We start from the raw sequence: 16,689 nt of genomic DNA on the forward strand, positions 1-16,689 counted from the left end.
GCACCGCTCTCGTTGACACCCGCCGCACCCGCCGTCCGCACCACCCGACGGAACGGGACGCTCCCCGGCGCCCCTGACGAACCGTCGACCGGAGGAAACCGATGACCCGCACCCGCAGCACCCGGCAGCGCGCCGCCGTCCGGCGCATCACCCTGCACCACGCCGCCCGCCGGGCCGCCCTCGCCAGCGGCTGGGGCCGCCGCCACCGCACCGCCGCCCAGCGGCCGATCGGAGACCGGGCATGACCGCGCCCACGCTCGCCCAGGCCGACGACCGGGCCGACGACTGGGCCGACCTGCAGGGCGTCGCCCTGCTCGGCACCGACCGCCGCCCGCTGCCGGCGGCCCGCACCCCGCTGGCCGCCGCCGTCGACCGTGCCGACCCGGCCGGCGCGCTGCTCGACCTGGCCGCCGTCGCGGCCGTCCGCCGCCGGGCCGGCGCGCTGCCCGCCCCCGCCGTGGAGACCCCCGCGCCCGCCCCGGCGGACCCCCGGCCCGCGCTGCCCGAGTCCGCCGCCCGCCGGCTGGCCGTCCTGCTCGGCACCCGCAGCGGCCACGGCAGCACGGCCAACCTGGCCGAACTGCTCCCGCAGTGGCTGGCCGCCGCCCGCGCCCGCGGCTACCGGCTGCCGCCCGCCCTGGTCCCGCCCCTGCTGGACACCGCCCGGGCCCGCTCCGAACTGCGCACCGACGCCGTCGCCCTGGCCGGCCCGCTCGGCCGCTGGCTGGCCCCGCACAACCCGGACTGGAAGTACGTCACCCGCACCGCGGGCGAACCGGACGCCCTCGACCAGCCCGGTGAACTCCTTTGGCAGGAGGGCCTGTTCGCCGAACGCGTCACCCACCTGACCCGGCTGCGGCGCACCGACCCGGCCGCCGGGCTCGCCCTGCTAGCCTCCACCTGGAGCACCGAACGGGCCGAGGACCGGGTGCTGTTCCTCGACTCCCTGCAGGACGGGCTATCCGCCGCCGACGAGGACTTCCTGGAGGCCGCGCTCTCCGACCGTTCCAAGAACGTCCGGGCCACCGCCGCGGAACTCCTCGCCACCCTCCCCGGCTCCGCCCTCGCCGCCCGGATGGCCGACCGCGCCCGCGCCGCCGTCCGGCACGAGGGCGACCGGCTGCACGTCACCCCGCCCACCGCCTGCGACGCCGCGATGCAGCGCGACGGCATACCGGTCAAGTCGCCCACCGGACGCGGCGAACGCGCCTGGTGGTTCGGCGAGGTCGTCGCCGGGGCGCCGCTGTCCCTGTGGACGGCCGGGACCGGCCTCACCCCCGAACAGCTGCTCGCGCTGCCCACCGTCGACTCGCCCGACGGCGGCGGCGCCGAATGGGCCGAGGACCTGCGCGAGGCGTGGGCCCGCGCCGCCGTCCGCCAGCAGGACGCCGCCTGGGCCCGCGCCCTGCTCGGCACCCCGCCGCGCCCGGGCCGCGACACCCGCACCCCCGGCGCCCCGGCCAAGCTGCTGGCCGTCCTGCCGCCCGCCGAACGGGCCTCCTGGACGGCCGCGTTCGTCCAGACCCACGGCCTCGGCGACGCCTTCCAACTGCTCGGCGCCTGCGCCACCCCCTGGACGCCCCCGCTCTCCACCGCCGTCGTCGCCGCGCTCAAGCGCGCCGCGGAGCTCGGCTCCTACCCCTGGAGCCACAGCGGCGTCCTCGGCATGACCGAGCGCGCCCTGGCCCCCGGGACCGCCCCCGCCGTCGAGGCCCTCTGCACCGACACCTCCCCGGACACCGCCTGGTCCGACACCTTCACCCGCCTCGCGGGCACGCTGCGCTTCCGCCAGGCGATGCTCGCCGAGCTGGAGGGCTAGGCAGGAACGGCGGGACGCGAAAACAGGGGCTCGGGAGAGCACCGACAGGGGCTCGGGGAACGGCGAGCCCCGGTCTGCTCACGGTTCACTGCCGGGGCGCGCATCGGCTTCCGGTTCCGTTACCACACGCAGCAGCACGGACCCCGCCGGTCCCCGAGCCCCCGGCGGGGCCTCTCAGCCGGCCCGCAGGTTGGACCGCACCCAGCTGACCACGTCCTGGGTGGAGGTGCCCGGGGTGAAGATGTCGGCGACGCCGAGGGCCTTGAGTTCGGTGATGTCCGCGTCGGGGATGATCCCGCCGCAGAAGACCTTGATGTCGGCGGCGTCCCGCTCCTTGAGGAGTTCGATCACCTTCGCGCAGAGGGTCATGTGCGCGCCGGAGAGGATGGACAGGCCGATGCCGTCCGCGTCCTCCTGGATCGCCGTGTCGACGATCTGCTCGGGGGTCTGGTGGAGGCCGGTGTAGATGACCTCCATGCCGGCGTCGCGCAGCGCCCGCGCGATGACCTTGGCTCCCCGGTCGTGCCCGTCGAGTCCGGGTTTGGCGACCACGACTCGGATCGGCCCCGACACCACCATGACTGCCTCCTGGACCACGTTGTCCACCACCCGGCCGCTCTCGGCCGCGGGCTCGGTGTTAACCACTTTTAACAGACCTGAGGGGAGGTTAGCGGCCCGTGGGGCCGCCGTCCTTCCCCACCAGCCGAGAGGAGGGCAAAATCACAGCGTGCGGGGCCGACCGGCCGCTCAGAGCTTCTCGACGGGGGCGTACCGCAGCAGCAGTTCCTTGCGTCCGGCGGTGCCGAAGTCGACCGTGGCGCGGGCCTTGTCCCCGACGCCCTGGGTGGCGACGACGGTGCCGAGGCCGAAGCTGTCGTGGCTGACCCGGTCGCCGACGGCGAGCCCGACGACCTCCCGGTCGGTGACCGTCCGCGCGGACTTGCCCCAGCCGGCCTTCGGGGCGGCGGCGGAGAACCCGGAGCCGCGCGAGGAGCCTGAGCCGGACGAGCCGGAGGACGAGTAGCCGCGCGAGGGCGGCACCGCGGCCGCGCCGGTGCGCTTCCACTCGATCAGCTTGTCGGGGATCTCCTCCAGGAAGCGCGAGGCCGGGTTGTAGGAGGGCTGGCCCCAGGCGCTGCGCAGCACCGAGCGGGTCAGGTAGAGCCGCTGCCGGGCCCGGGTGAGGCCGACGTAGGCGAGGCGGCGCTCCTCCTCCAGTTCCTTGACCTGGTTGAGGGCCCGCATGTGCGGGAAGATCCCGTCCTCCATGCCGGTGAGGAAGACGACGGGGAACTCCAGGCCCTTGGCGGTGTGCAGGGTCATCATCGTGATGACGCCCGCGCCGTCCTCCTCATCGGGGATCTGGTCGGAGTCGGCGACCAGCGCGACCCGCTCCAGGAAGTCGGCGAGCGAGCCGACCGGCGGGCCCTCGTCGCCCTCGGGGCGCTCCCCCGGGTCCTTCTCGTACTCCAGGGCGACCGAGGCGAGTTCCTGGAGGTTCTCCACCCGGGTCTCGTCCTGCGGGTCGGTGGAGGACTGGAGCTCGGCGAGGTAGCCGGTCTCCTCCAGCACGGCCTCCAGGACGGCGGCCGGTCCGGCGCCGGACTCGACGACCTGGCGAAGCCCGGCCAGCAGTTCGTTGAACTTCTTCACCGCGTTGGCGGAGCGCGCGGCCATCCCGTACGCCTCGTCGACCCGGCGCAGCGCGGCGGCGAAGGAGATCCGCTCGCGGGAGGCGAGGGCGTCGATCATCGCCTCGGCGCGCTCGCCGATGCCGCGCTTGGGGACGTTGAGGATCCGGCGCAGCGGGACGGTGTCCTCGGGGTTGGAGAGCACCCGCAGGTAGGCCAGGACGTCCTTGACCTCCTTGCGCTCGTAGAAGCGGACGCCGCCGACGACCTTGTACGGCAGGCCGACCCGGATGAACACCTCTTCGAAGACCCGGGACTGGGCGTTGGTGCGGTAGAAGATCGCCACGTCGCCGGGGCGGGCGGCGCCCGCGTCGGTGAGCCGGTCGATCTCCTCGGCGATGAACTGGGCCTCGCCGTGCTCGTCGTCGGCGACGTAGCCGACGACCTGCTCGCCCTGGTCGCCGGCCGTCCAGAGGTTCTTCTTGCGGCGGTTGGTGTTGCGTTCGATGACCGAGTTGGCGGCGGTGAGGATGGTCTGGGTGGAGCGGTAGTTCTGCTCCAGCAGGATCGTCGTCGCGTTCGGGTAGTCCTCCTCGAACTGGAGGATGTTGCGGATGGTCGCGCCGCGGAAGGCGTAGATCGACTGGTCGGCGTCGCCGACCACGCACAGCTCGGCGGGCGGGATCTGGGCGAGCTGGGCGTCGGCGGGGTTCACGTGGTCGCCGTCGGCGGTCATCCGGGGGGCCTGCCCGGCGGAGCCGCCGGAGAGCTCGCGCACCAGCGTGTACTGGGCGTGGTTGGTGTCCTGGTACTCGTCGACCAGGATGTGCCGGAACCGGCGCCGGTAGTGCTCGGCGACGGCGGGGAACGCCTGCAGCAGGTTGACGGTGGACATGATGATGTCGTCGAAGTCGAGGGCGTTGGCCTCGCGCAGCCGCCGCTGGTAGAGGAAGTACGCCTCGGCGAGCTTCTTCTCCATCGGGTTGGCGGCCCGGTCGGCGTACGTCTCCTCGTCGATCAGCTCGTTCTTGAGGTTGCTGACCTTGGCGGTGAAGGACTTCGGCGGGAACTGCTTCGGGTCGAGGTCCAGGTCCCGGCAGACCAGGGCCATCAGGCGCTGCGAGTCCGCCGAGTCGTAGATCGAGAAGCTGGAGTTCATGCCCAGCTGCTTGGCCTCGCGGCGCAGGATCCGCACGCACGCGCTGTGGAAGGTGGAGACCCACATCGCCTTGGCGCGCGGGCCGACCAGCGCCTCGACGCGCTCGCGCATCTCGCCGGCGGCCTTGTTGGTGAAGGTGATCGCCAGGATCTCGCCGGGCTGCACGCCGCGGGCGGCCAGCAGGTGGGCGATCCGGTGGGTGAGCACCCGGGTCTTGCCGGAGCCCGCGCCGGCCACGATCAGCAGCGGCGACCCAGCGTGCAGCACGGCCTCGCGCTGCGGGTCGTTCATGCCCTCCAGCAGCTGCGCCGGGTCGACCACGGTGCGGGCGGCGCCGTTGCGGTGCCAGGCGTCGCGCTCGGCCTCGGCGGCGTGGTCGGTGGCGAACAGCCCGTCGGGGATGGCCTCCTCGCCGTACCCGGGGTCGTACCCCCCGTCGTCGTACGGTTCGTCCGGCGGCGCCTCCTCCTCGGACCACTGCCGGTCTGCGGGGCGGGGGCTCGACCCGACGGCGGGGCGCTCGAAGCCGGGGAGCGGGAGGTCATCGAAGAGGCTACTCATGGCCCTTCGAGTCTATGGCCCGCCGCCGACATCCCGCCCCGGAGAATCAGGGCGAGTACGGGTACACGAGCAGCACGTGCGCCCCGTAGACGGCCGAGCAGAGCGCTCCGGCACCGAGCACCATCACCAGCACGCCGGTGGTGCGCACCCGGGCGAGACCGGACGCGAGCGGGAACAGCAGCCCCACCGCGGGCAGCAGGAAGCGCGCCCGGGAACTGAAGTACGCGGCGTCGCCGAGGGCGAGGAACAGTACCGCGGCACTGAACAGGAGCAGCGGCAGCGCCTGGCGCTCGCGCACCGATACCGCGAACAGCAGCACGCCGGCGACCAGGGTGACCAGGACGACCAGGTCGGTCAGCCACACCGGCTCGGCGTGCGTCAGCAGGTTCCGCACGGTTTCCCAGGTCGAGAGCCCGAAGTCCAGGTGCGACTGCCACGCCTCCTGCACCCGGAAGTAGCCGTCCCAGCGGCCCTCACGCGCGCCGACCCAGGCCAGGTAGCCGAAGAAGCCCAGCGGGGCGAGCAGCATCGCGGTCACCGGCCGCCACCGGCCGCCACCGGCCGTCGGCCCGCCCCGGACCGCCGCGCACAACGCCGCGACGCCGATCGCACCCACCAGCGCGATCCCGGTCGGCCGGGTGAGGCCGGCGAGCGCGCAGAGCGTCCCGGCCCACAGCCAGCGACGGGTGACCGTCGCGTACAGCGCCCAGACCGCGAGGGCCGTGAACAGCGACTCGGAGTACGCCATGCTCTCGATCACCGCGTACGGGACGACGCCCCAGAGCACCGCCGCCACCACCCCGGCCCGCCGCCCGTACAGTCGGCCCGCGAGCGCGAAGACGCCCCAGGCCGCAGCCAGCCCGGCGGCCCAGGCCACCAGCAGCGCGGCCGTGTGGACGGACACCGGCAGCACCCACCGGACGGCGGCCACGGCCTTCGGGTAGAGGGGGAAGAAGGCGTACGGCTGGTAGGCCCCGTACGGCCCGGGCACCGCCGGGGTGCCCGCGTAGCCGTGCGCGGCGATGTCCGTGTACCAGCGGGCGTCCCACATGACGGCCAGCCGGCGCAGGCCGTGGCGGGTGCCCCGTCCGTCGCAGAGGACCAGCGCCGCGATGCCGAGGGCCCGCACCGCCGCGTAGCCGAGCAGCGCGGAGGCGGCGGCGCGCAGGGCGGCCCGGGTGCGGGCGAGCGCTCCGGTTCCGCTCTCCGCGGACGCCTCCGACGGTTCCCTGGCTTTGCGGTCCGTGGTGGTCATCCGGTCCTCCCGCCGATGTGCCGCCGCTCGCCCGACGGCCGCCCTGACCTGCACAGTAACCGGGTCGGCCGGGCGGGACGGGGCGGCACGCGGCGGACCCGCAGGGCTGGCCACGAGGCGACCGCGTCCGGCCAGTACTCTTAGCCGGATCCACCAGACGACGAACCACTGCGGGGGAACGCGTGCCCAGCGCCGACACGAAGACTCGGTCCGATCAGGAGGACCGCGGGACGGCGGTGCCGTTCGACTGGCGTCGGTCCGGTACCTGGCCGCGGGAACTGCTCAACCCCGCGGGGGCCTGGTTCCTCAGCCGGATGCTGATCCTGGCCGTGGTGTACAGCAAGGCGTTCGGCGTCGACGGTGAGGTCAACGGCCTCTACCCGGGCTGGGCGCACCAGCTGGCCCACTGGACGTACCCGCAGGGCGACGTGACCTGGCAGTACCCGCCGGGTGCCGCGGTGGTCTTCCTCGCGCCGAAGCTGTTCGGCTTCGTCTCCTACGGCTCGGCGTTCGGCGTGGTGATCACCCTGGTGGACGCCGCGGTCACCGCGGCGCTGATCCTCGGCGCCCGCAGGGCCGGCCGTTCGATCAGCGGCGCCTGGGTGTGGATCCTGGGCCTGCCGCTGATGCTGCACGTGTCGTACGTCCGCTTCGACGTCATAGTCACCGCGCTCGCCGTCTTCTCGCTGCTGTCGATCGCCCGCCACCCGTGGTGGAGCGGCACGCTGGCCGCGGCCGGCGCCCTGATCAAGGGGTGGCCGGTGCTCACGGTGCTGGGCGCCCCGCGCGGGCGGAGCACCCGGGCGGCGTGGCTGTCGGTGATGGTCTCCGCCGCGGCGATGACGGGCGTGCTCGCCCTCGTGTTCGACAACACCTTCGGCTTCCTGGACAACCAGGAGGAACGCGGCATCGAGATGGGTTCGCTCGGCGGCAGCGTGTTCCTGTGGTGGCGGATGCACGGCTACACCGGCCACCTGAACTACCAGTACGGCGCGATGGAGTTCGTCGGACCGTACGTCCACCTGGTGGCCCGGGCCTCGCTGGTGCTGACCGCGGCGGGCTTCCTGTGGCTGCTGCTGTGGCGCTTCAAGGCCAAGCGCTGGACGGCGGCGACCCCCGCCGACGCGACCATGGCCGCCCTGCTGGTCTTCGTCACCACGAGCCGGGTGATCAGCCCGCAGTACTTCATCTGGTTGCTCGGCCTGGCCGCGGCCTGCCTGGCGTTCTCCCGGACCACCCAGCGTCCGGTGGCGGCGCTGGTGCTGCTGGCCACCACCCTGACCACCATCGACTACCCGCTGTTCCTGGGGCAGCTGGGCGGCGGCCAGCCGTTCGGCATCTACGTCCTGCTGCTTCGCAACGCGATCCTGGTGGTGGCGACCGTGCTGTCCTGCTACCTGCTGTGGCGCGAGACCGTCTCCCGGGCCGACTCCGCCGAGCCCACCCCCGCCGCCTGACGGGAGGCCGCACCGCCCGGTGATCGGCGCACGGAGCAACCGCTCCGCCGCCGATCCCGGGCGGCCCCCTCCCGGTGGGAGGGACGGTTCCGGAAGCCGGTTGGGCATGCCCTATCTTGTTGACCCATGACTGCCGAATCACCCGATCGAACCGCCGCGACGGCACTCGCCGACGGCACTGCCGTTGGTGGCGGACCGAAGGACGGAGCGACCGTGGTCGGCAGCACGCCGATCGCGGGCAGTTCCGAATCCTTCGGCCGCAGGCTGCGCAGATACGCGCGCCCCACCCCGTACAAGATCGCGGGCCTGATCTTCCTCCTGTTCATGCTGCCGATCTGCGCCCGGCTCCCGTGGTCCGGTGACATCGGCCAGCACGCGTCGACCATATGGCGCCTGCGCGAGAACCTGGGCCACCCGCGCAGTCCGATGATCGACGTGCCGGGTGACGGGAGTCCGTACTTCTCCCCGTACCAGGTGCTGGGCGCGCTGGTCTCGCTGGCCACCGGCCTGGTGCCGCTGAAGGTCCTGCACCTGCTCGCGCTCAGCAACATGGTCGTCCTGGTGATCGGCATCGGCGCGTTCGTCCGCAGCCTGACCACGAACCGCTGGGCGCCCGTGCTGGCGCTCGCCTGCTACGTGTTCCTGTGGGGCGTGGACGTCCAGGTCTGGAGCGGCTACGAGTCGCTGCTCTCGCTCAGCCTCGGCGTGTCCTACCCGAGCGCCTTCGCCGCCGGCCTGATGTTCCTGGTGTGGGCCTGGACCCTGCGGCTGCTGGGCCGGGTCCCGGAGGGCTCCCGGGTCTCCGCCTCGCCGGCCAAGCGGATCCCCGCGCACCTGGCGATCGGCCTGCTGGTCTTCGTGATCGTGCTCTCGCACCCGTTCACCGGCATCCCCACCTGCCTCGGCATCGTGGCGATCTTCGCCGCCTCGCTGCGCACCCTGAAGCTCCGCGACTGGCTGTTGTGGGTGCTGAGCGGCGCCGTGCTGCTGGTGGGCATGCTGGCCTGGCCGTACTGGAGCGCGTTCGACCTGAAGCAGTCTGCGGCGCTCGACGCGATGCACAAGGGCCTGTACAACCACCCGCTGAACTGGTTCGGCTTCGCCCTGGTCCTCGGCATTCCGGCACTGATCACCCGGTTCCGCCGTGACCGCCTCGACCCCCTGGTGCTGCTGTTCGCGCTGACCGCCGCCACCGTCGGCTACGGCTACCTGAGCGGTCACTACAGCTGGGGCCGGGTCTACCCGTCGCTTGTGCTGTCGCTGCAGTTCGCCACCGCGCTGGAGCTCTCCCGGATCCCGGGCAAGCAGTGGTTCCGCCAGCAGTTCTCGCTCGTGGCCACCGTCACGCTGGTGCTCGGCGCCTGGGTGCAGTCCGGCGCGCTGTTCTACATCGAGCCGAAGGAGCACTGGCCCAAGCCGGTCGTCGACGTGGTCCAGGCCTGGAACCCGTGGCCCGGCTTCCAGTGGACCACCAAGTACCTGAAGTACGGCGACGTGGTGATGACCCGGGGCGAGCGCCCGTCGGTGATGCTCCCGGCCTACGGCTACTACACCGTCGCCGCCGGCTACCCCGACCCGGCGGTATCCGAGAAGGAACTTCAGCAGCGTTCGTGGGACTCCTGGAAGTTCTTCAACACGGACACCGACAACGCGCTGCGGCTGGAACTGCTCAAGAAGTACCACGCCCACTGGGTGCTGATCCGACCCCAGGACGGCGCGGTCCCCGAGGGACCGGAGTTCGAGGTGGTCGCCCGCAGCCCGCAGGGCGAGTACCTGATCCACGTGAAGTAACCCCGCTCTGCCTCGTCCCCCGCACATCCGCCCGGCCCCCGGCCCGTTCACGAAAGCCACCAGCCGATGCCCACTCCCCTGTCCCTGCTGAACCGGCGCCCCGGTTCCCGGGGCCCCGGCCAGGCCGGCGCGGAGGCTCCGGCCCCCGCCGACCCGGCCGCCAAGCCGGCCCGGCGACCCCGGCTCTACGCCCTGGACGGGATGCGCCTGCTCGCCGCCCTCGGCGTGGTGATGTTCCACTACTCCGGCAAGCAGTTGCAGCCGGACATCTACGGCACCGGCACTCCGCGCGAGGTCATCCCGGGGATCCACCGCTTCGGTGTCTACTCCTGGCTCGGCGTCGAACTGTTCTTCCTGATCAGCGGCTTCGTGATATGCATGTCCTGCTGGGGCAAGCGGCCGAAGGACTTCCTGACTTCCCGGGTGGTCCGGCTCTACCCCGCCTACTGGTTCGGCGTCCTGCTGACCGGCGCGGTGGTACTGGCAGCGGCCGAGCCCTGGGGCAGCTACCACGACCTGACGCTGCGCGCCGCGCTGACCAACCTGACCATGCTCCAGTGGCCGCTGGGCTCCCCCGCGGTGGACCCGGTGTACTGGACGCTCTGGGTCGAGATGCGCTTCTACGTGATCTTCGCGATCGTGGTCGGCTTCGGTCTGACCTACCGCAGGGTCGTGCTGTTCTGCCTGATCTGGACCTTCGCCGCGACCTTTGCGCCGATGGCCAACTTCGGCCTGCTGACCGAGCTGGCCCAGCCGGTGTACGCGCCGTTCTTCATCAGCGGCATCGTGATGTACCTGATGTACCGGTTCAAGCCGAACTTCCTGCTCTGGGGCATGCTCGGCTTCACCTGGCTGATGGCGCAGAACAACCTGCCGAAGATCATGCAGGACTACGAGAGCGAGTCCCAGCAGAAGCTGTCCTGGAGCGTCTGCGCGGCCGTCATGACGCTCTGCTACCTGGCGGTGCTGCTGGCGGCGCTCGGCAAGCTGAACTGGCTCAACTGGAAGTGGCTGGCCACCGCGGGCGCGCTGACCTACCCGCTGTACCTGATGCACCAGGAGATCGGCTGGATCGCGCTCGACAAGCTGCATCGCTGGCTGTCGCCGGTACCGCTGCTACTGACCGTGCTGGTCGGCATGTTGGTGCTCTCCTACCTGGTGCACCGGCTGGTCGAACGGCCGCTGTCCGGCCTCCTGAAGAAGGGCATGGACTCCTCCTTCAAGAAGATCCTGGAGGAACCCGCGCAGCGGTAGTCCCACCCACGCGTGCAGAACGGCGATGGCCTCGCCGCCCTCCCGGGCGGCGAGGCCATCGCCGTTCTGCTTCTGCTGGCTCCGTGCTCCGGGCCGACCGCCGTACGGTCAGTTCCGCTCCATCAGGGTGACCCAGACGTTGTACACCCGGGTCGTCTTCACCACGTGGTAGCGCGAGTTCAGCGCGTCCTGCTGGGCCTTGTCGAGGTTCTGCTGGGCGTACGGCTCCTTGGCGCCCTGCGGCAGGTCGCCGCCCAAGGTGACCAGCCAGATCCGCTGCTCCTCGCCCAGGCAGGCCACCGGGTCCGGGCAGTTCCTGGTCACCAGGTCCGAGGCCTCGGCCGGGGAGGCAGCCTGGAAGACATCGCGCGGGCGAACGTCGTCGGGCAGGTAGAACTTGATCGAGGCGTCGAAGATCGTCCGGTCGTGCGGCACCACGAGCCCGTCGCCCGGCCGGTAACCGGCGGCAACCACGGCCGCCGCCGCCCGCTCGTCGTAGTTCACCCGGTCCGTGGGCTGCCGGATCCCCTGCTGGGCGCTGATCGAAGCCACGCCGAGCAGTCCGATCGCCACGAAGCCCAGGAATCGGGGCCGTACCGCGGCCAGCGCCGCACCGGCGAGCACCGTCCACGCGATGAGCGTGAACATCAGGTACCGGGCGATGAAGTACGAGGTGCCGCCGAGCGAGACCAGGTACACCGCGAAGACCGGAACGACACCGATCAGCAGGACCTGCACCACCCGGCGGCGGTTGCTGGGCCAGCCGAGGGTCATCGCGGCCAGCACCAGAACTGGCAGAGCCACCAGCGCGGGGCCGTACATGGCGTCCCACAGCGCGGGGATGGAATCCGGAGTCGGACGGGAGATCCAGGAGATCTGCTTGCCGACCTGCCGACGGCCCAGCAGCACCAGCGGCAGCACCGGCAGCACCGCCACCCCGGCGGTGAGCGCGAACTCCAGCACCCGCCGGCCCGGACGGACACGCGGGTACTGCAGCAGGATCACCAACAGGTGCGGCAGCAGCACCGTCAGCGCCACCAGTTGGAACCAGCCGACGAACGTCACCGACACGCCGTACCCGAACCAGCGCCACACCCCGGGGCGCTCCAGGGCGCGCAGCAGCAGCCAGGTGCTGGCGGCGACCGCGCACATCACCAGCGCGTACGCCCGCACCTCCTGCGAGTACCGGGAGACCGCCGGGATGACCGCGAACACCAGGCCCGCCAGCAGGCCGGCCCGGCCGGAGAACTGCTTGCGGCCGGTGAGCGCGATGAACGCGGCCGCACCGGCCATCGCCAGCGCCGAGGGCAGTCGGAGGCTGACCGCCGAATCGCCGAACAGGCCGATCCAGAAGTGCAGGAAGAGGTAGTAGACGCCGTACACTCCGTCGATGTGCCGCAGCATCGCCACCAGCTGCGGCACGCTCCGGTCGGCCGCCACCCAGCTAGCCAACTCGTCACCCCACATGGGGGGCCGGTTGCTGCCCAGCACGCCGAGGACGAGGGTCAGCAGCGCGGGCGGGGCCCAGCACAGGTAGAGCGGCAGCGAGCGGCGGCCGATTCTCCTGCCGACTCTCGTGGATCCGTCAGCAACGTCGATGCCCATGGCCGTCTGCGCCACCTGTTACTCATCCCCAGTCTCGGAAACAGACCGCGCTGCCCCCGGGCGCGGACGGAGAGGGGAGGGCGTCCCCACCGCATAGGTTGTACACCTCGCCCCCCTCAGCCGCTCGCACGCTACACGAGGTCCGTACAGCGTCCCAAACCGCCCCGCCCGCCCCTCTCAGACCAGCCGGCGGGCGGTGGCCCAGCGGGTCAGCTCGTGCCGGTTGGAGAGCTGCAGCTTGCGCAGCACCGCCGAGACGTGGCTCTCCACCGTCTTGACCGAGATGAACAGCTGCTTGGCGATCTCCTTGTAGGCGTAGCCGCGGGCGATCAGCCGCAGCACCTCGCGCTCGCGCTGGGTGAGCCGGTCGAGGTCCTCGTCGACCGGCGGGGTGTCGGTGGCGGCGAAGGCGTCCAGGACGAAGCCGGCCAGCCGGGGCGAGAACACCGCGTCGCCGTCGGCGATCCGGAAGACCGCGTTGACCAGGTCAGTGCCGGTGATGGTCTTGGTGACGTAGCCGCGGGCGCCGCCGCGGATCACCCCGATCACGTCCTCGGCGGCGTCCGAGACGGACAGCGCCAGGAAGCGCACCCCCTCCACCCCGGCCGAGCGGCGCAGCACCTCGACGCCGCCGCCGCCGGGCAGGTGGACGTCGAGCAGCACCACGTCGGGCCGGGTCTCGGCGACCACCCGGACCGCGGACTCCACGTCGTCGGCCTCGCCGACCACGTCGATGCCGGTCTCGTCGGTGCGTCCGATCTCGGCGCGCACGCCGGTGCGGAACATCCGGTGGTCGTCGACCAGGACCACCCGGGCCCGCCTGCCGGGTGCCGCCTCCTGCGCCGCTGCGTCAGTCATCTGCCGCCCTCTCCATCTCCAGCTCGACCTCGGTCCCGCCGTCCGGCGCGGGCCGCACCCGCGCGGTGCCCCCGTTGCGCCGCATCCGGCCGATGATCGATTCGCGTACGCCCATGCGGTCCTCGGGGAGGTCGTCGGGGTCGAAGCCGGGGCCGTGGTCGCGGACGAACACCGACACCGTCCTCCCCTCCACCTCCGCGTAGACCTGGACCGGTCCACCGCCACCGTACTTGGCGGCGTTCACCATGGCTTCCCTGGCGGCCCTCATCTGCGAGGCGATCTTCTCGTCCATCGGGCAGTCGCCGACGCAGACCAGCTCCAGGGGCACGCCGTGCCGGTCCTCGACCTCGGCGACGATCTCCCGCAGGTGCTCGGCGAGGGTGTCGGGGGCCTGCTCGGCGGCGGCCTCCGGGCGGTACAGCCACAGCCGCAGCTCGCGCTCCTGGGCGCGGGCCAGGCGCAGCACCTCCTTGGGGTCCTCGGCCCGGCGCTGGATCAGGGTGAGGGTGTGCAGCACCGAGTCGTGGACGTGCGCGGCGATCTCGGCCCGCTCCTGGGCCCGGATCCGGGCGGTGCGCTCGGCGCCGAGGTCCTGCCACATCCGCAGCATGGACGGGCCGCCGAGCACCAGCACGCCCGCGACCACGGCCAGCGAGGACTCGACGACCAGCGCGACCGGCGAGTCCACGCCCTGGGTGACGAAGTAGCCGATGATGCCGGCCACCACCAGCAGCACCCCGGACAGCACCCGCAGGTAGGCGCCCTTGCGGCTGCCCGGCTCCAGGCCGAACCAGCTCTGCCAGCGCGAGTCGTCGGCCTGCCGCCACACCAGGGCGACGCCGATGCCGACCGCGAGCAGCGGCCACACGTACGGCTTGGCGGTCTGGACGCCCAGCGCGGACAGCAGCGCCATCACGCCGATCACCAGCGCGACCAGGGCGAACAGCTGGCCCATGCTGCCGGCCCGGCCGCGGGCCTCCACCGGGGCCGGGCCGTCGCCGGCCCCGGGGGCGCCCTGGTCGCCGTGGAAGGTGCGCTCCAGCAGTTCGCGCAGCCGCCCGAAGCGGCCGGCGGCCCCGGCCGGGCGGCGGACGGCGGCGGCGCCGGGGGCGGCCTGGTTGATGCCCAGCGGCACCACCACCCAGAACGCGGCGTACAGCAGGGCGCCGATGCCCTCGGAGAAGAACAGCACGATGAACGCCAGCCGCACCCAGGTGACCGGCACGCCGAGGTGGGTGGCCAGCCCCTGGCAGACGCCGCCGAGGATCCGCCCGTGCGGGCTGCGGTAGAGCCGCCGGTACGGCGGCGCGCCGACCGGCGGATCGGTCGGCGCGGGCTCGGTGCCCCTGGGTTCGGTGCTTCTGCTCTCCGGTGCGGCCACGGCACCGATGGTGGCAGGTGCCGGCGCGGCGGCGCATCAGGGTCCGGCCCCTAGGGCCCCTCAGGGAGAGTTCAGGGTCGCCCCCGGGCCCCGGACGGTTGGGCGGGACCCGGCGGCCCGGAAGGATGGGGGACATGACGGACGACCAGATCCCTCAGGAGCCGCAGGCCGCCCCGGACGGGGGCCGCCCGGCGCTCACCCGTTCCTCCCGGCACCGGGTGGTGGCGGGCGTGTGCGGCGGCCTGGGCCGCTACCTGGACATCGACCCGGTGGTGTTCCGGGTGGTGATCGCCGTGCTCGGCCTGACCGGCGGGCTCGGCCTGTTCATCTACGGCCTGGCCTGGCTGGTGGTGCCGCGGGAGGCCGCGGACGGCGAGGGCGGCACCACCGAGCTGCACCGGGTGCTGACCGGCCGGGTCGACGGCCAGTCGGTGGGCGCGGTGCTGGTGACGGTGATCGGCACCGGGGTGTTCTTCTCCTCGATGGGCGACGGCGGCCAGCTGTTCCCGCTGCTGCTGCTCGCGGCGCTGGTGTTCCTGGCGCTGCGCTACGACCCGGAGCGGCGGCGGCGCTTCGACGGCGACGCGCCGCCCGCGGCCGGCGCCCCCGGCCCGCGCGACCGGCTGGAGGACGGCGGCCCGCTCACCGACTGGAAGACCTGGGGCGAGTCGGTCGGCCGGGACCTGCGGGTGGAGTGGCGGGCCCGCGGCGCGGAGTTCCAGGAGCGGGTGCGCGCCTGGCAGGAGGAGCGGGCGGCCGGCGGCACCGAGGAGCGGCCCGCCGACACCCCGCCGGTCGGCCCGTCCGGCTACCTGTGGGACCCGCGGCACCCGGAGCGCAACCCGTACGGCGGCCCGACCCCGCCCGGGGCGCCCGCGCAGCCGTGGTGGCAGCGCACCGACCTGCCGGCGGGCGACCCGCTGCGCAAGGAGCCCCGCCCGGAGGACCCCGGGGAGGACGACGGCACGGAGACCTACCAGGAGCGGATGGAACGCCGGATGGCGGACCACCGCGTCCGGCAGCGGGAGGCGATGGAGCGCCACCGGGCGAGCATGGAGCGCCACCGCGAGTGGAAGGCCCGGCGCCGGGCCGAGCGCGGCACCCCGGTGCTGGGCGCGTCGGCGGTGCTGGTGGCGATCGGCGCGTCCTGGGCGGTGGCGGCGAGCGACCACGGGCAGCACCGCTGGTCGACGGTGCTGGCGGTGGCGCTGCTGCCGCTGGGCCTGGCGATGGTGGTCAGCTCCCGCTGGGGCCGCACCCGCGGCCTGACCTTCCTGTCGCTGCTGCTGACGGCGGGCCTGGTGCTCGCGGCCGGCACCTCGGCGACGGTCGCGGACTCGGCGGGCGACCGCACCTGGACCGCCGCCGGGGACGACCTGCGCCCGCACTACACGCTGCTGGTCGGCGACGCGAAGCTCGACCTGTCGGCGCTGGACCCCGGCGGCGGCACCCTGGCCACCGAGCTGCGGCTCGGCGCGGGCAACGCCCGGGTGAGCGTGCCGTCCGGGACGGAGCTGCGGCTGAAGCTGCGCGACGGCGCGGGCGAGGTCCGGCTGCCGGACGGCCGGGAGTTCAACGGGCCGTTCACCAACGAGGACGTGGTGCTCGAAGTCCCGGACGGACAGCCGTCCAGGGGCGTACTGGAACTGACGGTGACCGTGGGCGCCGGGAACATCGAGGTGGTGCGGTGATGAGGAAGCATCGGTTCGACCTGTACGCGCTGATCGCGGGCGGCCTGTTCACCGCGCTGGCGGTGCTGTACCTGGTGGCCTCGCTGAACGACCGCGAGGTGAACAGCCGCTTCGTGCTGCCGCTGGCGTGCATCGTGCTCGGCGCCGGCGGACTGGCCGGCGCCCTGGTGGCGGCGTCCCGGCGCGGCCGGGGCGGGGCCCGCGACGACGACCACCGCCTGGACTGA

13 protein-coding genes are annotated in these 16,689 nt (G+C 72.9%); 7 read left to right on the forward strand and 6 right to left on the reverse strand.

From position 1 onward, the window contains the following. The first annotated feature begins 101 nt into the window (after window positions 1-101). Together ABD345_RS11970 and ABD345_RS11975 are read left to right on the forward strand one after the other, a co-directional pair. A complete protein-coding gene (locus ABD345_RS11970; protein ID WP_344551982.1) occupies window positions 102-245 on the forward strand; it encodes a hypothetical protein in 144 nt (47 codons plus the stop codon). Then, window positions 242-1,819: a DUF5691 domain-containing protein gene (locus ABD345_RS11975; RefSeq protein ID WP_344551983.1), complete on the forward strand. Its 1,578-nt coding sequence runs from the start codon at window positions 242-244 to the stop codon at window positions 1,817-1,819. Before ABD345_RS11970 ends, ABD345_RS11975 begins: the two co-directional genes overlap by 4 nt. Before the next feature lie 174 nt (window positions 1,820-1,993). Here the strand turns inward: ABD345_RS11975 and icmB are convergent, their stop codons facing one another. The 3 genes from icmB to ABD345_RS11990 all read right to left on the reverse strand — a co-directional run bounded on the left by icmB (window position 1,994) and on the right by ABD345_RS11990 (window position 6,425). Further along, entirely contained in the window at window positions 1,994-2,398 is a 405-nt protein-coding gene (gene icmB / locus ABD345_RS11980; protein WP_344552062.1) for a coenzyme B12-dependent isobutyryl CoA mutase small subunit, read from the reverse strand. A gap of 168 nt (window positions 2,399-2,566) precedes the next feature. Then, entirely contained in the window at window positions 2,567-5,170 is a 2,604-nt protein-coding gene (gene pcrA / locus ABD345_RS11985) for a DNA helicase PcrA (protein WP_344551984.1), read from the reverse strand. Between the two features lie 46 nt (window positions 5,171-5,216). Beyond that, window positions 5,217-6,425, reverse strand: a complete 1,209-nt coding sequence (locus tag ABD345_RS11990; protein ID WP_344551985.1) for a glycosyltransferase family 39 protein — start codon at window positions 6,423-6,425, stop codon at window positions 5,217-5,219. A 236-nt stretch (window positions 6,426-6,661) separates the two neighbouring features. Here ABD345_RS11990 and ABD345_RS11995 point away from each other — a divergent pair, with 236 nt between their 5' ends. The 3 genes from ABD345_RS11995 (at window position 6,662) to ABD345_RS12005 (ending at window position 10,927) form a co-directional block, all read left to right on the forward strand. Then, window positions 6,662-7,882, forward strand: coding sequence for a glycosyltransferase 87 family protein (locus ABD345_RS11995; RefSeq protein ID WP_344551986.1), 1,221 nt, complete (start codon window positions 6,662-6,664; stop codon window positions 7,880-7,882). A gap of 126 nt (window positions 7,883-8,008) precedes the next feature. After that, window positions 8,009-9,673 (forward strand): hypothetical protein, encoded by a 1,665-nt coding sequence (locus ABD345_RS12000; protein WP_344551987.1) that lies wholly within the window; start codon window positions 8,009-8,011, stop codon window positions 9,671-9,673. Between the two features lie 66 nt (window positions 9,674-9,739). Further along, entirely contained in the window at window positions 9,740-10,927 is a 1,188-nt protein-coding gene (locus ABD345_RS12005; protein WP_344551988.1) for an acyltransferase family protein, read from the forward strand. A 108-nt stretch (window positions 10,928-11,035) separates the two neighbouring features. Here the strand turns inward: ABD345_RS12005 and ABD345_RS12010 are convergent, their stop codons facing one another. From ABD345_RS12010 to ABD345_RS12020, 3 genes are all read right to left on the reverse strand, one after another. Further along, window positions 11,036-12,547, reverse strand: a complete 1,512-nt coding sequence (locus tag ABD345_RS12010; RefSeq protein ID WP_344551989.1) for a glycosyltransferase family 39 protein — start codon at window positions 12,545-12,547, stop codon at window positions 11,036-11,038. A gap of 162 nt (window positions 12,548-12,709) precedes the next feature. After that, on the reverse strand, window positions 12,710-13,390 hold the full coding sequence (locus ABD345_RS12015; protein ID WP_344551990.1) for a LuxR C-terminal-related transcriptional regulator: 681 nt from the start codon (window positions 13,388-13,390) through the stop codon (window positions 12,710-12,712). Then, window positions 13,383-14,771: a PspC domain-containing protein gene (locus ABD345_RS12020; protein WP_344551991.1), complete on the reverse strand. Its 1,389-nt coding sequence runs from the start codon at window positions 14,769-14,771 to the stop codon at window positions 13,383-13,385. The genes ABD345_RS12015 and ABD345_RS12020 overlap by 8 nt, the downstream gene beginning before the upstream one ends. 134 nt (window positions 14,772-14,905) lie before the next feature. On the opposite strand from ABD345_RS12020, the gene ABD345_RS12025 reads away from it, so the two are divergent. Both ABD345_RS12025 and ABD345_RS12030 read left to right on the forward strand, forming a co-directional pair. Continuing rightward, complete coding sequence (locus ABD345_RS12025) at window positions 14,906-16,462, forward strand: PspC domain-containing protein (protein WP_344551992.1); 1,557 nt, start codon at window positions 14,906-14,908, stop codon at window positions 16,460-16,462. Further along, complete coding sequence (locus ABD345_RS12030) at window positions 16,462-16,689, forward strand: hypothetical protein (RefSeq protein WP_344551993.1); 228 nt, start codon at window positions 16,462-16,464, stop codon at window positions 16,687-16,689. Before ABD345_RS12025 ends, ABD345_RS12030 begins: the two co-directional genes overlap by 1 nt.

This window comes from Kitasatospora saccharophila (genome assembly GCF_039529925.1).
Lineage (GTDB): Bacteria > Actinomycetota > Actinomycetes > Streptomycetales > Streptomycetaceae > Kitasatospora > Kitasatospora saccharophila.

Excerpts from the sequence above, each read along its gene's own strand:
- ABD345_RS11970 (WP_344551982.1), top strand. The coding sequence starts at position 102 with ATGACCCGCACCCGCAGCACCCGGCAGCGCGCCGCCGTCCGGCGCATC.
- ABD345_RS11975 (WP_344551983.1), top strand. The coding sequence starts at position 242 with ATGACCGCGCCCACGCTCGCCCAGGCCGACGACCGGGCCGACGACTGG.
- icmB (WP_344552062.1), bottom strand. The coding sequence starts at position 2,398 with ATGGTGGTGTCGGGGCCGATCCGAGTCGTGGTCGCCAAACCCGGACTC.
- pcrA (WP_344551984.1), bottom strand. The coding sequence starts at position 5,170 with ATGAGTAGCCTCTTCGATGACCTCCCGCTCCCCGGCTTCGAGCGCCCC.
- ABD345_RS11990 (WP_344551985.1), bottom strand. The coding sequence starts at position 6,425 with ATGACCACCACGGACCGCAAAGCCAGGGAACCGTCGGAGGCGTCCGCG.
- ABD345_RS12000 (WP_344551987.1), top strand. The coding sequence starts at position 8,009 with ATGACTGCCGAATCACCCGATCGAACCGCCGCGACGGCACTCGCCGAC.
- ABD345_RS12005 (WP_344551988.1), top strand. The coding sequence starts at position 9,740 with ATGCCCACTCCCCTGTCCCTGCTGAACCGGCGCCCCGGTTCCCGGGGC.
- ABD345_RS12015 (WP_344551990.1), bottom strand. The coding sequence starts at position 13,390 with ATGACTGACGCAGCGGCGCAGGAGGCGGCACCCGGCAGGCGGGCCCGG.
- ABD345_RS12025 (WP_344551992.1), top strand. The coding sequence starts at position 14,906 with ATGACGGACGACCAGATCCCTCAGGAGCCGCAGGCCGCCCCGGACGGG.
- ABD345_RS12030 (WP_344551993.1), top strand. The coding sequence starts at position 16,462 with ATGAGGAAGCATCGGTTCGACCTGTACGCGCTGATCGCGGGCGGCCTG.